Below are 16,324 nucleotides of genomic sequence, written 5' to 3' on the forward strand. Positions count from 1 at the left end.
AAGAGACAGGCGTTGGGCGGTGCCGTCAGGTGGCTTCGGAGTCGTAAGGGGGGAGTTCGCCGTAGCCGAGCTCGTCCACCGGGTCGGACATGGCGGGAGCCGTGGTGACCGGCTCCAGCTCGCCCGGCTTGTTGTTCCAGTCGTCCTCGATGTCGTCGAGGAGATGCTTGCGGACGAACGTGCGCGGGTTGAGGTCGGCGGGGTCGAAGTTCGAGAACTCCGGGCCCAGCCCGGCACGCAGGTCGTCGCGCGCGTTGGTGGCCATGCGCCGCAGGTTTCGCAGCGTCCGGCCCGCCTGTGAGGCGGCCTGAGGCAGTTTGTCGGGGCCGAAGACGAGCAGCGCGATGACGATCAGCGCCGCGAATTCCCCCCACCCGAGTCCGAACACCGTGAGCTCCTACCGCAGTCCAACCTCTCCGAGGACAACCCCGGCCTATCCACAGACTAAGGGCTCTCCGGCGTAGGTCGGTCGCCGCCCCATGGTCATTTCCGCTGCGAATTCCGTACCCAGCCGCCCGATCCGCCACCTGCCACGAACCACCGCGCGCGGACTGGGGTGCCTTCCCACCCCGCTGACGGCCGAGCCCGGTCCGTTACGGCGGCGCGGCGCGGGGAAGCCGGTGAGCGTCACCCTGGAAGGCCGGGCACGCACGTCGGCGGGTGGGACCCAGTCGGCTGTGCCGTGAAGAAAGAGCCGGTCGGGCGGCGGGAAGAGAGGAGACGCGGTCACGATGGGGTCGGGGCGGGTTGGTCGTCGGCCTCGACGGTCAGTGTGGCGCTTTGTTCCTGGCCGGCGCGCTGGAACTTGATGTTGATCGTGGCGCCGGGCGCCTTGCTGCGGATGAGCGCGATCAGCTCGTTGCCGTCCTGCAGCGTCAGCCCGTCGATCTCCAGGATGACGTCGCCCGCCTTGAGCCCGGCCTTGCCGGCGGGACCGTCGGCGTCGACCGGTTGCTGGCCGCCGACCGGCTCGGAGGCGATGCGTACGCCCTGGCCCTTGTAGTCGCGGTCGAGGAGGATGCCGATCTTGGGACGCTTGGCCCTGCCGGTGGCGATCAGCTCTTCGGCCACCCGCCGTGTCTGGTTGACGGGGATCGCGAAGCCCAGGCCGATGCTGCCGCTCTGGCTGTTCAGCGAGCGGCTCAGGGTGGCGATCGCCGAGTTGACCCCGACGACCTCGCCGCGGCCGTTGACGAGCGGTCCGCCGGAGTTGCCGGGGTTGATGGCGGCGTCGGTCTGGATCGCGCTGATGTAGGCGGGCTCCTCGGAGCTGGCGCCGGTGTCGTCGCCCGCGATGACCGGGCGGTTGAGCGAGCTGACGATGCCGGTCGTCACCGTGCCGGTCAGGCCCAGCGGGGAGCCGACGGCGATCACGGGGTCGCCGACCACGACCTGGTCGGAGTTGCCGAGGGTGATCTCGGGCGTGCCGAACGTGTCCTCGGGCTTGATCACGGCCAGGTCGGAGCCGGGGTCACGGCCGACGATGCGGGCCGAGGTGGTCTTACGGTTGTTGAACATGATCCTGATCTCTCCGCCCTTGGCGGCCGGGGAGACCACGTGGTTGTTGGTCACCACGTAACCGTTCTTGATCACGAAGCCGGATCCCGAGGCGCCTTCGGTGGCTATGCCGTTGCCGGCCTCGATGGAGACCACGCTCGGCAGCACCCGGGCGGCCACGCCCGCCACCGAGTCGGGAGCCCGGTTGGTGGCGCCGGTCGGCACCGGGCCCAGGCTGTAGCCGGGGTCGTTGTCGCTGGCCGGCTTGGTGAGCAGGTAGGTGCCGACGCTGCCGAGCAGGGAGGCCACCAGGGCGATGACGACGGCGGTCGAGATGAGAAAGCCGGTGCTCGGGATGCGGCGCGGCCTGCTCCCGTGGCTGTGCGCGCCCGAGGGCGGCGGCGCCCAGCCCGCGCCCATGCCGAGTGCCTGTCGCGGAGGCGGCGGCGGTGGCGCGCCTCCATAGGGAGGCTGGCCGCCGAAGAGCGGGGCTTCGTACGCCCGCGTGCCGCCGTCAGGACGGCCGAACGAGAGATGTTCCTGCGTGCCGCCGCCGGGACGGCCATAGCCGCCCTCGCCGCTGTCAGTACGGCCGAACGCGGGATTCTCCTGCGCGCCACTTTCTGCGAGCCCGAAGAACGGACCGTCGTGGGAGCGTGAGTCCTGGTCGGACGGCGGGCCTTCGTAGGGGCGCGCGCCCGGCTCGGAGTGCGGATCCTCATGGGAGCGGGCGCCCGGGTCGGGCGGGCCGAACGAGGGTGCACCGGACCACGGCCCGGTCTGGCCGGAGGTGTCCGGCGCGGCCCCGCCCTCGGCGGGCGAGCCGCCGGACGGGCGGCTGGAGTACGGTGGCGTGCCGGAACCCTCGGAACGGCCCGACGGGTCGCCCCAGGAGGCGCCGAACGAGGCGGGCGGCTCGGGCCGCGTGCCTTCGTGCTCGGACGCGTCTTCCGCGGGCAGGAAGTCCGGCCGCCCCTGTGGCTCGGGGTAGTCCGACGTCGTGCGTCCTTCGTTGGGGCGCGTCTCGTCGGTCATCTAAGTCTCACCACTCCTTGGCTCGGCCACCGCAATCCTCGCTCTTGCGGCATACGAGGGTCATAAAAAGCATTTGTCAGGAACCGTTTGTGACAAATCCCGAACCCAGATCGTATGCCCCGCGCGTCGTTGACTACGCCACCCCGAGTATCCCAGGCATGGTGAGACCTCAAGGTGTGGCGGTGGGGGGAGCACTCGTCGGCGAGTTGCGATCGGGCCGCTGGAAGAGCTCGACCGGGGGCGCGGGGTTGCTCTGGCCCACGCCGGTGGCTGCGAAGAAAGTGCCGAGCGCGACGGCCGCGGAGACCACCCCGACCGCCACGTAGGTCGTGCGCCGCCTACCACCGCGTCCAGGGCCCGTGGCTCCACCAGCGGCGTCCCGGCGCGGGCGGTTGTCGAGAGGCGCGATGCTGTGCGGCCCAGGGATGGGCACCCCGCCGAACGTGCGCGTGGGGAAAGGGCGCTCCCTCGGGGGCAGCGGCCCTCCCGGCTCCGCCATCCGGAGCAGGGACATCGTCAGGTCGGCAGGCATCGCGGGATCGTCGAGCGAGCGCAGGCGCGACTTCAGCGCCCGCATCGACTCGACCTCTCGCCGGCAGTCAGCACAGAAGGTCAGATGGGCAAGCGCGCGCTCGCGTTCGGTGTGGTTGAGCTCCCCGTCGACGAGCGCGGATACGCGTTCTCCAAGATGAGCCATATCAGTTTTCCTCCCCACGGGTCACGGTCGGGGGGAGTTGAGAATTACGGGGGGCTCGATGGTCGAGCGCCTCCCGCAACTGCGCCCGGCCACGGTGAATCCGGCTTCGGACCGTGCCCAGCTTGACGCCGAGCGTGGCCGCGATCTCTTCGTAGGACAGGCCCTCGATGTCGCAGAGCACGATCGCGGCCCGGAACTCCGGGGCGAGCGCGTCGAGGGCGGCCTGGATGTCGGGCTCCAGATGAGCGTCGTCGAGCGCCTGGGCAGGAGACGGCTCACGACCGCGCAGCCGCTCGGCGGCGTCGTCGGCCAGCCCCTCGAACCTGATGCGCTGCTTGCGCCGCGCCATGTCGAGGAACAGGTTGGTCGTGATCCGGTGCAGCCATCCCTCGAAGGTGCCGGGGGTGTAGCTCGACAACGACCTGAAGACCCGGACGAAGACCTCTTGGGTCAGGTCTTCCGCGTCGTGGACATTGCCGGTCAGCCGGTACGCCAGCCGGTACACCCGTGCGGAGTGGGTCCGCACCACTTCCTCCCATGTGGGAGGAGTCCAGTCAGACGACACCGGAGTATCTGTCTGGTGGTCGCTTTCGTCCACCAGAACTCCTCTCTTTGGGACCACCGCTACCGCCATAGTGCCTGGTTTCGTCCCTTCGTGCGCACTGCCTGCCTTCCGGACCGGCAAAGCCCGTTTAAACCTGCAACGCCTCAGGTCCCTCCTGAGTTCCCGTCCCGGCGTGTCTCCCATAGGCTGCGATCGGCACCAATCACGTGTATGACCTTTTGCGACAATCGCACGAAAGTGGGGGGAGGCGGCCGATGACCACTCCGGTGGAGGCCACTCTGGCCTATGCGGAGCAGTTCCATCACGAGGATGAGATCGTGCACGCTGCGCGGCAGCGCGGGCTGGAGATGGGGGCCACGCCCATCCTTCCCGGTGGCGGGGCGGCCCTGTGCTTCCTGGCTACTGCGGTCAACGCCAAGTCCGTCGTCGAGATCGGCACGGGCTGCGGCGTCTCCGGTCTGTGGCTGCTGCGCGGCATGCGCACGGACGGCACGCTGACGAGTGTCGACGTCGAGCCCGAGCACCAGCGGCTGGCCCGGCAGGCGTTCGCCGAGGCGGGTTTCTCCGGCGGACGGGTGCGGCTCATCTCGGGCCGGGCGCTCGACGTGCTGCCACGGCTGTCGGACGGCGGCTACGACATGGTGTTCGCCGACGGCGCCAAACATGAGTACGCCGACTACCTCTCCGAGGCGGTCCGGCTGCTGCGCGTGGGCGGCATCGTGGCCTTCGACAACATGTTGTGGCACAACCGGGTGGCCGACCCGGCGCAGCGCGACCCCGACACGGTGACGCTGCGCGAGGTGGGCAAGCTGGTGCAGTCGGACGACCGGCTCCGCTCGGTGCTGATGCCGCTGGGCGACGGCCTGCTCGCCGCCATCAAGATCGCCGACTGACGCCCGTCAGGTGCGCGTGAGCCACTCCAGGAGCACGCGCACGCCGAACCCCGTGGCGCCCTTGCTCAGCGTGCCCTCGTCGACCGTGCTGCGCCCGACGCCGGCGATGTCGAGGTGCGCCCACGGCCGCTGCCCCGCGAACTCCCGCAGGAACAACGCGGCCGTGATCGACCCCGCACCGAACTTCGACCCGGACTCGACGTTGCTGAGATCGGCGATCGGCGACTTCAGCGCGGCCGCGTAGTCGTCGATCAGCGGCATCCGCCAGAGCCGGTCGTCCGCGGTCTGACCGGCGTCGACGAGCTGTCTGGCCAGCGCGTCGTCGGTGGAGTAGACGGCGCCGACGTTGCGCCCGAGCGCGACCGTGATCGCCCCGGTGAGCGTGGCGACGTCGACCACCGTGTCGGGGTCGAGGACGGCGTCGGCGTAGGCGAGCGCGTCGGCCAGCACCAGGCGCCCCTCGGCATCGGTGTTGAGCACCTCGACGGTGCGGCCGCCGTAGTGCTTGATGACGTCGCTGGGCCGTTGCGACGTGCCGGACGGCATGTTCTCGGCGGCCGCGACCAGCCCGGTGACCCGCACGGGCGCGCCCAGCCTGGCCAGCGCGCCGAGCACGGCGATCACCGTCGCGCCGCCCGCCATGTCGGTCTTCTGGGTCTTCATGTTGTCCGTCGGCTTCAGCGACAACCCACCGGAGTCGAACGTGATGCCCTTGCCCACCAGCACCACGTGCCGATCGGTTGGCCGGTCAGGCGTGTAGGAGAGCTGGATGAGCCGGGGCGGGCTGGCCGAGCCACGTCCCACGGCGACGATGCCGCCGAAGCCTTCGGCCTGCAGGCGCTCTTCGTCCCACACCTTGACCGGCAGGCCGCTCTCGGCGGCCCGCTCGGCGAGCCAGGCGGGATTTTTCACCGAGGACGGCGTGTTGGCCAGGTCGCGGGCGAGCGCCACCGCCTGGGCGACGACCTGCGCGCGGCGCACCTGAGCCCCGTCGGCCCCCGCGAACGCGAGCGTCCGCACGGCGGACTTGCCCACCTTGCCGATCTTGTACGAGTACGCCGCCAGCAGCGCCGCCTCGGCGAACGCCGCCACGTCGCCGCCGGGCGTCACCACGGTCAGCGTGTCCTTGCCCTTGACCCTGCGCGTCAGCGCTGCGCCGGCCCGGCGCAGCGCGCGCGGCGAGCCGTCGCCGACGCCGTAGAGCAGCACGCGGCCCACGCCGCCGCCGCGTGCCACCGGGACCTCGACGACCTCTCCAGCCTCCCCCTTGGCCTCGTAGTGTGCCAGCAGGTCGGGCACGGGCAGGTGCAGCTCGACCGCGTGCGCTGGGGTGAGATCAGAGGTGTAGGGGACGGCCAGCAACTCGGGATCGTCGGAAACATCGGCGACCACCGACGCAGTGGTCTCTATGGGCACGGGATCTCTCCTCGAACGTCAGCGACCCTGGCGCCGGATTATCGCCAGGGTCGTAGAACAAAAAGTGTCTCTCGGGAGCGCTCAGCCGACGACGTTCTTCAACGCCTCGCCGAGCGCCTTGGCCTCGTCGGCGGAAATCTCCACGACGAGCCGGCCGCCACCTTCCAGGGGGACCCGCATGACAATGCCGCGCCCTTCCTTGGTGACCTCGAGCGGACCATCGCCGGTCCGCGGCTTCATCGCCGCCATGCGTGTTTCCCTTCCTGCCTTGGGCTCCCGCGGCCCGCGATTTCCGACCGCCCGTCGGGGGTGGTCGGCGCATTCACGTCTTCTGTGATGTCCTATTCTCCCGCATCGAGAGCGCTCATGGGTAACGATCTCCTCCCAGAATGCGTTGTCGAGGTCGGCGATCGCGTCCAAACTGGACTTCGTGCACGCTCGCGCCGCTCTGTTCGACCTCTATGGAGACCACCTGCGCTCGCGCGGTGGGCAAGCCACCGTGGCCGCGCTCGTCCGGCTCATGAAACCTCTGGAAATCGCCGCTCCCGCCGTGCGTACGGCGGTTTCGCGCATGGTCCGGCAGGGCTGGCTGCAACCGATCAGGCTTCCTCAGGGGCCCGGCTACGGGCTGACGCCGAAGTGCGTCAGGCGCCTGGACGAGGCGGCGCTGAGAATTTACCGAGCCGGAACGCTGACCTGGCACGGCAGGTGGCATCTGATCGTCTTCGGACCGGTCAAGGACCGGCCCCGCAGGGAGCGGCTCCGCGCCGATCTGACGTTCCTGGGCTACGCCGCGCTGTCGGAGACGGCCTGGATCGGCCCACGCTCGTCGATCGAGCTGGACAACCTGCTCGAGAGCGAGGGCGTGCGGGCCGACAGGTTCGACTCGGCGCTGGAGGGCGACCCCCGCGAGCTCGTCGCCAGGGCGTGGGATCTGACCGCCATCGGCGAGGCGTACGAACACTGGCTGGCCGAGGCTGACACGCTGATCAGCGGGCTCCCGGAGGGGGCACCGGCCGACCAGGTGTTCGCCACCAGGAGCAGGCTCGTGCACGGCTGGCGCAACTTCCTGTTCCGCGACCCGGGGTTGCCGCCCGAACTGCTGCCCGCCGGCTGGCCGGGCGAGAAGGCCAGGGTCTACTTCGAGCAGGAAGCCGCCCGGCTGCTGCCCGCAGCCGCCGCGTTCGTCGACAGGGAGTTGCTTTGATCCGCTATGACGTGGCCGACGCCGTCGCCACCATCACCCTCGACCGTCCCGACGCGATGAACTCGCTGACCGCCGAGACCAAGCAGGCCCTCCTCGACGGGCTGCGCCGGGCGGCGGCCGACCCCGCGGTCAGGGCCGTCCTGCTCACCGGCTCGGGGCGGGCCTTCTGCGCGGGCCAGGACCTGCGCGAGCACGCCGGCAACCTGGAGGCGGGCCACGGCCTGGCCAACACCGTGCGCGAGCACTACAACCCGATCGTGGAGCTCATCGCCACCATGGGCAAGCCGGTGGTGGCCGCCGTCAACGGCGTCGCGGCGGGCGCGGGCGCGTCCCTGGCCTTCGCCTGCGACCTGCGGGTGGCGTCCGACAGGGCCAAGTTCGCGCTGGCGTTCGCGGGCATCGGGCTGGCTCCCGACTCGGGCGCGTCGTGGACGCTGCAGCGGCTGGTCGGCCAGGGCAGGGCCGCCGAGCTGCTGCTGCTCGGCGAGCCTGTCGACGCGGCCCGCGCGCTGGAGCTGGGGCTGGTCACGCGCGTGGTCCCCCCGGACGACGTGCTGAAGACCGCGCGGGAGCTCGCCGGGTCGCTGGCTCAGGGCCCGACCGTGGCGTACGCCGCCACCAAACGGGCGCTGGCGTACGCCGCGACGCACGCGCTGCCCGACGCGCTGGCGCTGGAGGCCGACCTTCAGGACGCGTGCGCCGCCTCCCGCGACCACCAGAACGCCACCAGGGCCTTCCTCGCCAAGGAACGCCCCACGTTCGAGGGCACGTGACGGGCACCACCTGACGGGGGCGGCCGTGTCAGGCCGGTCGGCGTGAGCGTGCCAGGCAGCCCTCGATGTGGTCGTTGACCAGGCCGATGGCCTGCATCAGCGCGTAGGCCGTGGTCGGGCCGACAAAGGTGAAGCCGTGCCTCTTCAGCTCCTTGGCCAGCGCCTTGGAGCCGGGGGTCGTGGCGGGCACGTCGGCCATCGTCCTCGGCACGGCCGCGTCGGGCTCGGAGAAGCGCCACACCAGGTCCGACAACCCCTCGGGCAACTCGAGCGCGGCCCTGGCATTGTTGATCGCGGCCTCGATCTTGGCCCGGTTGCGGACGATGCCAGGGTCGCCCAGCAGCCGTTGGGCGTCCTGCTCGGTGTACGCGGCGACCTTGACGATCGAGAAGCCGTCGAAGGCGGCGCGGAAGTTCTCCCTTTTGCGCAGGATCGTCAGCCACGACAGGCCCGACTGGAACGCCTCCAGCGCCACGCGCTCGAAGACCGCGTCGTCACCCTTGACCGGGCGGCCCCACTCCTCATCGTGGTAGGCGAGGTACGTCGGGTCGGCCATGCCCGGCCAGGTGCAGCGGATCGGCTCCGTCACGGCCGGTCGTCTTCCAGTGTGGAGCGCGCGGGCGGCTCCGCCTCTCCGCGCGTTTCCCCGGTCTTCGGCTCTCCACCCGTCTCCGTGCCGGTCTCCCGCTCGACACGCGCCTCCGTGCCGGGCTCCGGCTCACCGCCCGTCTGCGAGCCGCCCGTCTCCGTGCCGCCCTTTGGCGTCGTGCCAGTCTCCGTGTCGCCTGTCTCCGCCGCGATCGGCTCGGCAGGCGGCTCCCCCCGCTCGCCGTCGCGGGTCACGCCCTGCGGTCCTTCGCCGTCCTGGATCAGGCCCTCCGGCAGGTCCGCGCGCTCGCCACCGTCCGCGGCCCGCCGCCCGTCCGCGACTCCGTCGCCGGTGCCGGTGCCGGTGCCGGTGCCGGGGCCGTCGCCTTCCCCGGACTCGTGTCCGGCCGCCGAGGCGCCGTTGGAGGCCTGCTCGACGGCGGCATCCCGCGGGGAGACGCGCCACTGCGTGTACTGCCCCTCCGCGTCGTCGTCCCAGGACCCCCCGCCGGGCACCGGGTCGCCCGACTCGGGCAGCTCCCTGTAGGCGGCAGGGGCCTGCGGCGCGTGGTCCGTGCGCAGACCGGCGCCCGGCGCGGCGTGGATCTCCTGCCGCGCGTAGAGCCGGCTCGACAGCAGCTCGGAGACGCGCTGCTCCAGCACCGCGATCCGGGTGTCACGGGCGCTGATCGCGTTGGCGGCCCTGCGCAGGGTCTCGTCGACACTCTGCGTGTGGTAGCCGACCAGGTTGACCGGCAACTGGAGCGCCATGACGTCGACCGCCGTGAGCTGCCCGGGCTCGGGCAGGTCGAGGGGCGGCACGTCCGGCGGGAACTCGGTCAGCTCACCGCCCCTGCCAAGGGAGACCAAGACCACGCATGCCAAGATGGCGATCGCGGCGATGGCGAGTACGACCAGCACATTGGCATCGTACTCATACGGCGGAGCTCGTTCAGCATCACCGCAAGCAGCGCAATCCGGTCAGCCGGTCGCCTCGCCGAGTTCGGCGACACTGGGCCGCACGGGCTGCGAACGGGCTTCGAGGTGGGCGAACGCCTCGTCCACGGTGGACGTCCAGGAGATCGCGTCGAAGACGTCGGCCCGGGTGAAACCCTGGTCGTACATGGTGCTGATGAGTGTCCTGAGCGGCTCGTACAGGCCCCAGGGGTCGAGGATCACCAAGGGGCGGTCGTGGATGCCGAGCACCCGCGCGGTCCAGATCTCGAAGAGCTCCTCCAGCGTGCCGATGCCGCCCGGCAACACGAGGAAGGCGTCGGAGCGGGCGTCCATGACGCCCTTGCGCTCGCGCATGCCGTTGGTGACGATCAGCTCGTCGGAATCCTCGTCGGCCACCTCGATGTCCACCAGGACCTGCGGGATCACGCCGACCGTGCGCCCGCCGGCGGCCCTGGTGGCCGAGGTGACCGCGCCCATGCAGGAGACGGTGGCACCGCCGCTCACCAGCGTGTGGCCGCGCTTGGCGAGCTCGGTGCCGACCTGCCGGGCCAGCTCGATGTACTTCGGGTCGATGCGCAGGCTCGAGGCGCAGAAGACGCAGATGTTCACGAGGGGCCAGCCTATTGGGGCTCCGCGGGCTGGGCGGCGGCGGACGCCAGTTCCTCCTCCTGCTGCTCCGATCGTGCCCGGTCGGCGTCCGCGATGATGCGTACGGCCTCGTCGACGTCGTCGGTGACGGTGATCAGTTCAAGGTCCTGGGGCGCGATCTTCGCGGTGCCGAGCAGGCTGCTCTTGACCCACTCGAGCAGCCCGCCCCAGAACTCCGTGCCCATCAGCACCACGGGGAAGGAGGTGACCTTGCGCGTCTGCACCAGCGTGAGCGCCTCGAACAACTCGTCGAGCGTGCCGAAACCGCCGGGCAGGGCGATAAAGCCGCAGGAGTATTTGACGAACATCGTCTTGCGCACGAAGAAGTAGCGGAACTCGATGCCGAGGTCGACGTAGTCGTTCATGCGCTGCTCGAACGGCAGCTCGATGCCGAGCCCGACGGACACCGCGCCGTCCACGTCGCGCGCGCCCCGGTTGGCGGCCTCCATGAGGCCAGGCCCGCCGCCCGTGATGACGGCGTAGCCCGCCTCCGCCAGCGCCCGGCCCAGCCGGCGGCCCTGCGCGTAGTCGGGGGACTCCTCGCCCATGCGCGCCGAGCCGAAGACGGTGACCGCCGGCGGCAGCTCGGCGAGCTGGCCGAAACCCTCCACGAACTCGGCCTGGATGCGCAGCACCCGCCACGGGTCCATGTGCACCCAGTCGGAGGGCCCCTGGCGGGCGAGCAGGCGCTGGTCGTGTGTGGAGGTGGGGACGAGGCTGCCGCGGAAGACGGCCTGCCCCTGACGGCGTTCCCGACGTGACTGTTCCATGCGGGTCACGCTAGTCGCCTTTGGACGCGGCCGGTTCCACCTCCACTCGGTGGCCGGAGCCGCATCGCCCCGGCGGGCAGAGGGGCATCCCGGCGCAAAAACGCAGGTAGACGCCTTGACAACAGCCGATAAAAAATCTTGGAAGAAGCATGGAACCGGATTTCGACTCCCCCGCGTCTAACTGCCGAGGGTGCTGCTCGGGACTGAAAGTGGTCTTCCCCGCCAAATGGCCGGCGAGGAAGGCCACTTTCATGTGGACAGCCAGTCGAGCATGGCCCGCTCGCTCTCGACGATCTTCGGCAGCGACACGTACTCCCCCTGCTGGTGCGCAAGGTTCGGATCGCCCGGCCCGTAGTTGACGGCGGGCACCCCCAGCGCGGAGAAGCGGGCGACGTCGGTCCAGCCCAGCTTGGCGCGCGGCGTGCCGCCGACCGCCCCGGTGAAGGCCGCCGCCACCGGATGCGTCAGGCCGGGCCTCGCGGCGGGCGCGGCGTCGACGAAGGCCACCTCGAAACCGTCGAACACCTCGCGTACGTGCTCCTGGGCCCGCTCGATCGACAGGTCGGGCGCGAAGCGGTAGTTGACGGTCACCACGCACTGGTCCGGGATGACGTTGCCCGCGACCCCGCCGCGCACGCCGACCGCGTTCAGACCTTCGTGGAACCGGAGACCGTCCACCACCGGCCGCCGCGCCTCGTAGGCGTTGAGCCTGGCGAGCACCGGCTCGATCCCGTGAACGGCGTTGACCCCCAACCACGACCTGGCGCTGTGGGCGCGCTTGCCCGTCACGGTGACCTCGGCGCGCAGCGTGCCCTGGCAGCCGCCCTCGATGACGCCGTCGGTCGGCTCCATCAGCACCGCGAAGTCGGCCGCCAGCCAGTCGGGGTGGTCTCTGGCGACCCTGGTGAGGCCGTTGCGCTCGGCCTCGACCTCCTCGCAGTCGTAGAAGACGTACGTGATGTCCTTGCCCGGCGCCGGGACGGCCGCCGCCAGCTTGAGCGCGACCGCCACGCCGGACTTCATGTCGGACGTGCCGCACCCGTACAGCAGGTCTCCCTTCACTCTGCTCGGCAGGTTGGCGGCGACGGGGACGGTGTCGAGGTGCCCGGCGATCAGCACCCGCTCGGGGCGGCCTGCCTGGGTGCGGGCCACGACGGTCTCCCCCGACCGGTCGACCTTCAGGTGCGGCAGCGTGGACAACGCCCGCTCCACTTCGTCGGCCAGCCGCCGCTCGGCGCCGCTGACCGACTCGATGTCCACGATCGCGGCGGTGAGCGCGCGTACGTCCTGCGTGAGGTCAAGCATCAGGTGTTCACTCCGTGTTCGCGCAGCACCTCGTTCAGCGCCGCCTTGTCGTGCCGCTGCCCCGGCTCCAGGTATTTGAGCACGAGCACGCAGGGCAGACCGAACGTGCCGCCGGGGAACTCCTTCTGGCGGGTGCCGCTGACCGCCACGCACCACGCGGGGATCCGGCCGCGGGCGACCTCTTCGCCCGTCCGCACGTCGATCACCGGGATCGAGCCGGAGAGGATCGTTCCCGCGCCGACCACCGCGCCCTGCCCGACCCGGGCGCCCTCGACGATCATCGCCCGGCTGCCGACCAGCACGTCGTCCTCGACGACGACCGGGACGGCGCCGGGCGGCTCCAGCACGCCGCCGATGCCCACCCCGCCGGACAGATGCACGTTCCTGCCGATCTGGGCGCAGGATCCGACCGTGGCCCAGGTGTCGACCATGGTGCCCGCGTCCACGTACGCACCGACGTTCGTGAACGACGGCATCAGCACCACCCCGGGCGCCAGGTAGGAGCCCCACCGGGCGATCGCCCCCGGCACCACCCGCACCCCGTCGAACGAGCTCTTGAGCGGGTGTCTGTCGTGGTGCTGGAAGTCGCCCACCTGCGAGCGGGCCATGCCGAGCACCGTGAAGCTGAGCAGGATCGCCCGCTTGGCGCGCTCGTCCACGACGACGTCGCCGTCGATCAGGCGGGCCGCCCTGGCCGCGCCCTTGTCGAGCAGGTCGACCGCGCCGACCACCACGTTGCGCGCGTCGACGTCGGCGGGCGACAACTCCGCCCTGCGCTCCCACAGCTCGTCCACCACCGGCGATATCGGTGACGAGGTGCTCAGGTGACTCATGGCCTCGGAGCTTATCCGTCCGGGTAGGTTCTTCAGCGTGCGCGTGCGCTTCTCCCGTGGGGTCATCACCATCGCGATCATCGTGATCGTGCTCGCCGTGGCCATTTCCGTTGGCCTGTACCACCTTCTCAAGCGGACGCCTCAGCTGGCCGAGCGCCACGCGTACTGCGTGGTCAACACGCCCGGCGGCGTCCGCAACCTCGATCCCGAGCAGGCGCAGATCTCGGCCACCATCGCGGCGGTCGCGGCGCGGCGCAGGCTGCCGGAGCGGGCCGTGGTGATCGCGTACGCGACGGCGATCCAGGAGTCGAAGCTCTACAACGTCAACTTCGGCGACCGCGACTCGGTGGGCGTGTTCCAGCAACGCCCGTCACAGGGCTGGGGCAAGAAGAAGCAGCTCATGGACCCCGTCTACGCCACCAAAAAGTTCTTCGCCGCCCTGGTCAAGGTGAAGAACTACCGCAAGATCCCGCTGGCGGAGGCGGCGCAGGCCGTGCAGCGCTCGGCGGGCGGTTACGCCTATGCCGCGCACGAGAACGAGGCCGAGATTCTCGCCGCGGCGTTCACCGGGCGTGTCCCCCAGGCGGTGCACTGCTGGTATCCCTCCGGCAAGACCTCCGCTCCGAAGTCGCGGACCGCCGTGGCCCGCAAGCAACTCGCCAGGGCGCTCGGCAGCACGGCGATCACCACGAAACGGCGCGGCTGGCTGGTGGCTGCGTGGTCGGTGGCCCACGCCGAGAAGTACGCGCTCAACCGCGTCGGCTACAACGGCGCCACCTGGGTCAACGACTTCGAGCGCGACGGCTGGCAGACGGGCGGCCAGGCGAGCGCCCGCCGGGTCGACCTGTCGTAGCGCCGTGTCAGGACGCCCTGCGCACGATGGAGATCGAGCCGGGCGGCAGCGGCTGGGCGTAGCAGGCCGTCCATGAGCGGCCCTGGATGCGTTCGAAGGAGAGCAGCCGCCCGTCCGAGGCACGATAGTCGGCGAAGTCGAGCAGGCCCCTGTCGGGGTTTCCCGTGTCGCCCTCGCTCCTGAACGCGGCAGTGCCCCGCTCGATCGGGAAGAACTCCACACCCTCCATGATCAGCATGCTCTTGGCCGGGACCATGCCTTGAGTGGGCACGTCGGTCCAGAGCAGCACCTCCAGGTGCGGCGGGTCGCCGTCGAGCACCTCCACCGACAACCACTGGAGGCGGCGCAAGCCGTCGCGCAGGAGGTATTCGACCCACTGGTTGCCCTGCCACGAGACGTGCATGGCGCCGAGCACGCGCGCAGGCGAGCCCTGCACCTCGATCCGGTCGCCGACCTGGATCGTGCGAGGGTCGGTGTAGTCGGTGCCGGCATGCCCGGGCGCGATCACCGGCGCGGCCAGCGGGGTCTCGACGGGAGCGACCTCAGCCGGCGGCGCGCTCGTCCGGCCCTTCCTGTCCTGGCGCAGGGTGGCCAGGAAGGCACCCAGCAACAGCAGGATGGTGACGATGCTCAGCCCGAGTACGACCATGGAGGTCATGCTCATCGATCAGCTCGCTCCACTCGCGGTCTGTCTCGGCAAAAGCTCTTATCAATTTATGCGTCAAGCCCGCGCGGCGGGCTATGTCGCGCGATCCTACTGGAGGCGGCGCACGGCCGCACCGATCCGCTCATCAGTGGCCGTGACGGCGATGCGGATGTGCCGCTCACCTGCCGATCCGTAGAACTCGCCAGGCGCGACCAAAATACCGATTTCGGAGAGCTTGGCCACCTGATCCCAGGCGCTCTGCCCGTTCGACGCCCAGAAGTACAGCCCGGCCGTCGAGTGGTCGACGCGCCACCCGGCCCGCTCCAGCGCGGGGCGTAGCAGGACGCGTCGGGCGGAGTAGAGCTCGCGCTGCCGGTCGGCGTGCGCGTCGTCGCCGAGCGCGGCCGTCATCGCCGCCTGGACGGGAGCGGGCATGATCATGCCCGCGTGCTTGCGCGTCTCCAGCAGCCGCTTGACCAGGACGGGATCACCCGTCACGAACCCGGCGCGGTATCCGGCCAGGTTGGAGCGTTTGGAGAGCGAGTGAACCGCGAGCAACCCCTCGTGGGAGCCGCCGCAGACGTCTGGGTGCAGGATCGAGACCGGCTCCTCTTCCCAGCCGAGCTCGATGTAGCACTCGTCGGAGGCCACGACCGTGCCGCGCTCGCGCGCCCACGCCACGACCTTGCGCAGGTGCTCCACCGGCAGCACCCGGCCCGTCGGGTTGCCGGGAGAGTTGACCCAGACGAGGTCGACCCGCTCGGGGCCGAGCGCGAGCGTGCTGTCGGCGGCGGTCGCCACCGCACCGGCCAGCCGGGCGCCCACGTCGTAGGTGGGGTAGGCCAGCTCGGGGAAGATGACCCGCCGGGCCCCGAGGTAGGTGGGCAGCCAGGCGACGAACTCCTTGGAGCCGATCACCGGGAGCACGTCACGCTGGTCGACGGTGACGCCGTGCCGGCGGCGCAGCCACCCGGCGGCGGCCTCGCGCAGCGCCTTGGTGCCGTGGGTGAAGGGGTAGCCGGGGCTGTCGGACGCCTGGGCCAGCGCGTCCTGGACGGTCTGGGGCACAGGGTCGACGGGCGTGCCGACCGACAGGTCGACGATGCCGCCGGGATGTGCCAGCCCGCGCTCTTTGTACGGCTCCAGCTTGTCCCAGGGGAAGTCAGGCAGGTTGTTCACGGTTCTCCAGGGTGTCACGTTGCCGTATCGAGCGCCGGGCACGACTCGAGAACGGGGCGCACCCGGCCTGGATGCCCCCGCTCGCTCCGTGCCGGGACCGTCAGTCGCCCTCTGCCTGCGGCGGCAGGGCGGCCACCACCGGGTGGTCCTTCTCGATCTTGCCGACCTTCGAGGCGCCACCGGGCGAGCCGAGGTCCTCGAAGAAGTCCACGTTCGCTTTGTAGTAGTCCTTCCACTGCTCGGGAAGGTCGTCCTCATAGAAAATGGCCTCGACGGGGCATACAGGCTCACAAGCGCCGCAGTCCACGCACTCGTCGGGGTGGATGTAAAGCATGCGCTCGCCCTCGTAGATGCAATCAACGGGGCATTCCTCGATGCACGCCTTATCCAGGACGTCCACGCAAGGCTGCGCGATGACGTAGGTCACCTCGAGCTCCTTCTCTCCGCACCATGGCATGACTC

The 16,324-nt window shown here is 70.5% G+C and carries 19 protein-coding genes; 4 read left to right on the forward strand and 15 right to left on the reverse strand.

Annotated elements, in window-relative coordinates; all coding sequences use genetic code 11:
- Nucleotides 1-25: 25 nt before the first annotated feature.
- The 4 genes from E1294_RS34060 to sigE all read right to left on the reverse strand — a co-directional run bounded on the left by E1294_RS34060 (nucleotide 26) and on the right by sigE (nucleotide 3,863).
- Nucleotides 26-388 (reverse strand): sec-independent translocase, encoded by a 363-nt coding sequence (locus E1294_RS34060; protein WP_132515088.1) that lies wholly within the window; start codon nucleotides 386-388, stop codon nucleotides 26-28.
- Nucleotides 389-726: 338 nt separating this feature from the next.
- Nucleotides 727-2,532 (reverse strand): S1C family serine protease, encoded by a 1,806-nt coding sequence (locus tag E1294_RS34065; RefSeq protein ID WP_132515089.1) that lies wholly within the window; start codon nucleotides 2,530-2,532, stop codon nucleotides 727-729.
- Nucleotides 2,533-2,701: 169 nt separating this feature from the next.
- Nucleotides 2,702-3,229: an anti-sigma factor family protein gene (locus E1294_RS34070; protein WP_132515090.1), complete on the reverse strand. Its 528-nt coding sequence runs from the start codon at nucleotides 3,227-3,229 to the stop codon at nucleotides 2,702-2,704.
- A 1-nt stretch (nucleotide 3,230) separates the two neighbouring features.
- Nucleotides 3,231-3,863 (reverse strand): RNA polymerase sigma factor SigE, encoded by a 633-nt coding sequence (gene sigE / locus E1294_RS34075; RefSeq protein ID WP_132515091.1) that lies wholly within the window; start codon nucleotides 3,861-3,863, stop codon nucleotides 3,231-3,233.
- Nucleotides 3,864-4,048: 185 nt separating this feature from the next.
- Here sigE and E1294_RS34080 point away from each other — a divergent pair, with 185 nt between their 5' ends.
- Nucleotides 4,049-4,687 (forward strand): O-methyltransferase, encoded by a 639-nt coding sequence (locus E1294_RS34080; protein WP_132515092.1) that lies wholly within the window; start codon nucleotides 4,049-4,051, stop codon nucleotides 4,685-4,687.
- A gap of 6 nt (nucleotides 4,688-4,693) precedes the next feature.
- Here E1294_RS34080 and E1294_RS34085 read toward each other — a convergent pair whose 3' ends face one another.
- Together E1294_RS34085 and E1294_RS34090 are read right to left on the reverse strand one after the other, a co-directional pair.
- On the reverse strand, nucleotides 4,694-6,103 hold the full coding sequence (locus E1294_RS34085; RefSeq protein WP_132515093.1) for a leucyl aminopeptidase: 1,410 nt from the start codon (nucleotides 6,101-6,103) through the stop codon (nucleotides 4,694-4,696).
- An 81-nt stretch (nucleotides 6,104-6,184) separates the two neighbouring features.
- Nucleotides 6,185-6,352, reverse strand: a complete 168-nt coding sequence (locus E1294_RS34090; RefSeq protein WP_020545024.1) for a DUF3117 domain-containing protein — start codon at nucleotides 6,350-6,352, stop codon at nucleotides 6,185-6,187.
- A 181-nt stretch (nucleotides 6,353-6,533) separates the two neighbouring features.
- Between E1294_RS34090 and E1294_RS34095 the strand changes: the two genes are divergently transcribed.
- Nucleotides 6,534-7,310 carry a PaaX family transcriptional regulator gene (locus E1294_RS34095; protein ID WP_132515094.1) on the forward strand — a complete coding sequence of 259 codons (777 nt, stop codon included), beginning with the start codon at nucleotides 6,534-6,536 and terminating at the stop codon, nucleotides 7,308-7,310.
- On the forward strand, nucleotides 7,307-8,083 hold the full coding sequence (locus tag E1294_RS34100; RefSeq protein WP_132515095.1) for an enoyl-CoA hydratase-related protein: 777 nt from the start codon (nucleotides 7,307-7,309) through the stop codon (nucleotides 8,081-8,083). Before E1294_RS34095 ends, E1294_RS34100 begins: the two co-directional genes overlap by 4 nt.
- A gap of 28 nt (nucleotides 8,084-8,111) precedes the next feature.
- On the opposite strand, the gene E1294_RS34105 is transcribed toward E1294_RS34100, so the two are convergent.
- From E1294_RS34105 to E1294_RS34130, 6 genes are all read right to left on the reverse strand, one after another.
- Nucleotides 8,112-8,672 (reverse strand): DNA-3-methyladenine glycosylase I, encoded by a 561-nt coding sequence (locus tag E1294_RS34105; RefSeq protein ID WP_132515096.1) that lies wholly within the window; start codon nucleotides 8,670-8,672, stop codon nucleotides 8,112-8,114.
- Complete coding sequence (locus E1294_RS34110) at nucleotides 8,669-9,592, reverse strand: hypothetical protein (RefSeq protein WP_132515097.1); 924 nt, start codon at nucleotides 9,590-9,592, stop codon at nucleotides 8,669-8,671. Before E1294_RS34110 ends, E1294_RS34105 begins: the two co-directional genes overlap by 4 nt.
- Before the next feature lie 60 nt (nucleotides 9,593-9,652).
- The gene (locus E1294_RS34115) at nucleotides 9,653-10,237 is read right to left on the reverse strand and encodes an LOG family protein (RefSeq protein ID WP_132515098.1); all 585 of its coding nucleotides are present in this window, start codon (nucleotides 10,235-10,237) and stop codon (nucleotides 9,653-9,655) included.
- A gap of 11 nt (nucleotides 10,238-10,248) precedes the next feature.
- On the reverse strand, nucleotides 10,249-11,046 hold the full coding sequence (locus E1294_RS34120) for an LOG family protein (protein ID WP_132515099.1): 798 nt from the start codon (nucleotides 11,044-11,046) through the stop codon (nucleotides 10,249-10,251).
- Nucleotides 11,047-11,295: 249 nt separating this feature from the next.
- Nucleotides 11,296-12,351, reverse strand: coding sequence for a succinyl-diaminopimelate desuccinylase (gene dapE / locus E1294_RS34125; RefSeq protein ID WP_132515100.1), 1,056 nt, complete (start codon nucleotides 12,349-12,351; stop codon nucleotides 11,296-11,298).
- Complete coding sequence (locus E1294_RS34130) at nucleotides 12,351-13,184, reverse strand: 2,3,4,5-tetrahydropyridine-2,6-dicarboxylate N-succinyltransferase (RefSeq protein WP_132515101.1); 834 nt, start codon at nucleotides 13,182-13,184, stop codon at nucleotides 12,351-12,353. The genes dapE and E1294_RS34130 overlap by 1 nt, the downstream gene beginning before the upstream one ends.
- Here E1294_RS34130 and E1294_RS34135 point away from each other — a divergent pair.
- Nucleotides 13,183-14,037: a hypothetical protein gene (locus tag E1294_RS34135; RefSeq protein WP_246083485.1), complete on the forward strand. Its 855-nt coding sequence runs from the start codon at nucleotides 13,183-13,185 to the stop codon at nucleotides 14,035-14,037. The two genes, E1294_RS34130 and E1294_RS34135, sit on opposite strands and share 2 nt — an antisense overlap.
- Before the next feature lie 7 nt (nucleotides 14,038-14,044).
- Here E1294_RS34135 and E1294_RS34140 read toward each other — a convergent pair whose 3' ends face one another.
- The 3 genes from E1294_RS34140 to fdxA form a co-directional block, all read right to left on the reverse strand.
- Nucleotides 14,045-14,701, reverse strand: a complete 657-nt coding sequence (locus E1294_RS34140; RefSeq protein ID WP_246083486.1) for a DUF4178 domain-containing protein — start codon at nucleotides 14,699-14,701, stop codon at nucleotides 14,045-14,047.
- A 90-nt stretch (nucleotides 14,702-14,791) separates the two neighbouring features.
- Nucleotides 14,792-15,862 (reverse strand): succinyldiaminopimelate transaminase, encoded by a 1,071-nt coding sequence (gene dapC, locus E1294_RS34145; protein ID WP_132515102.1) that lies wholly within the window; start codon nucleotides 15,860-15,862, stop codon nucleotides 14,792-14,794.
- A gap of 100 nt (nucleotides 15,863-15,962) precedes the next feature.
- Nucleotides 15,963-16,289, reverse strand: a complete 327-nt coding sequence (fdxA, locus tag E1294_RS34150) for a ferredoxin (RefSeq protein WP_132515103.1) — start codon at nucleotides 16,287-16,289, stop codon at nucleotides 15,963-15,965.
- Nucleotides 16,290-16,324 lie beyond the last annotated feature (35 nt).

Source organism: Nonomuraea diastatica, from assembly GCF_004349015.1.
GTDB lineage: Bacteria > Actinomycetota > Actinomycetes > Streptosporangiales > Streptosporangiaceae > Nonomuraea > Nonomuraea diastatica.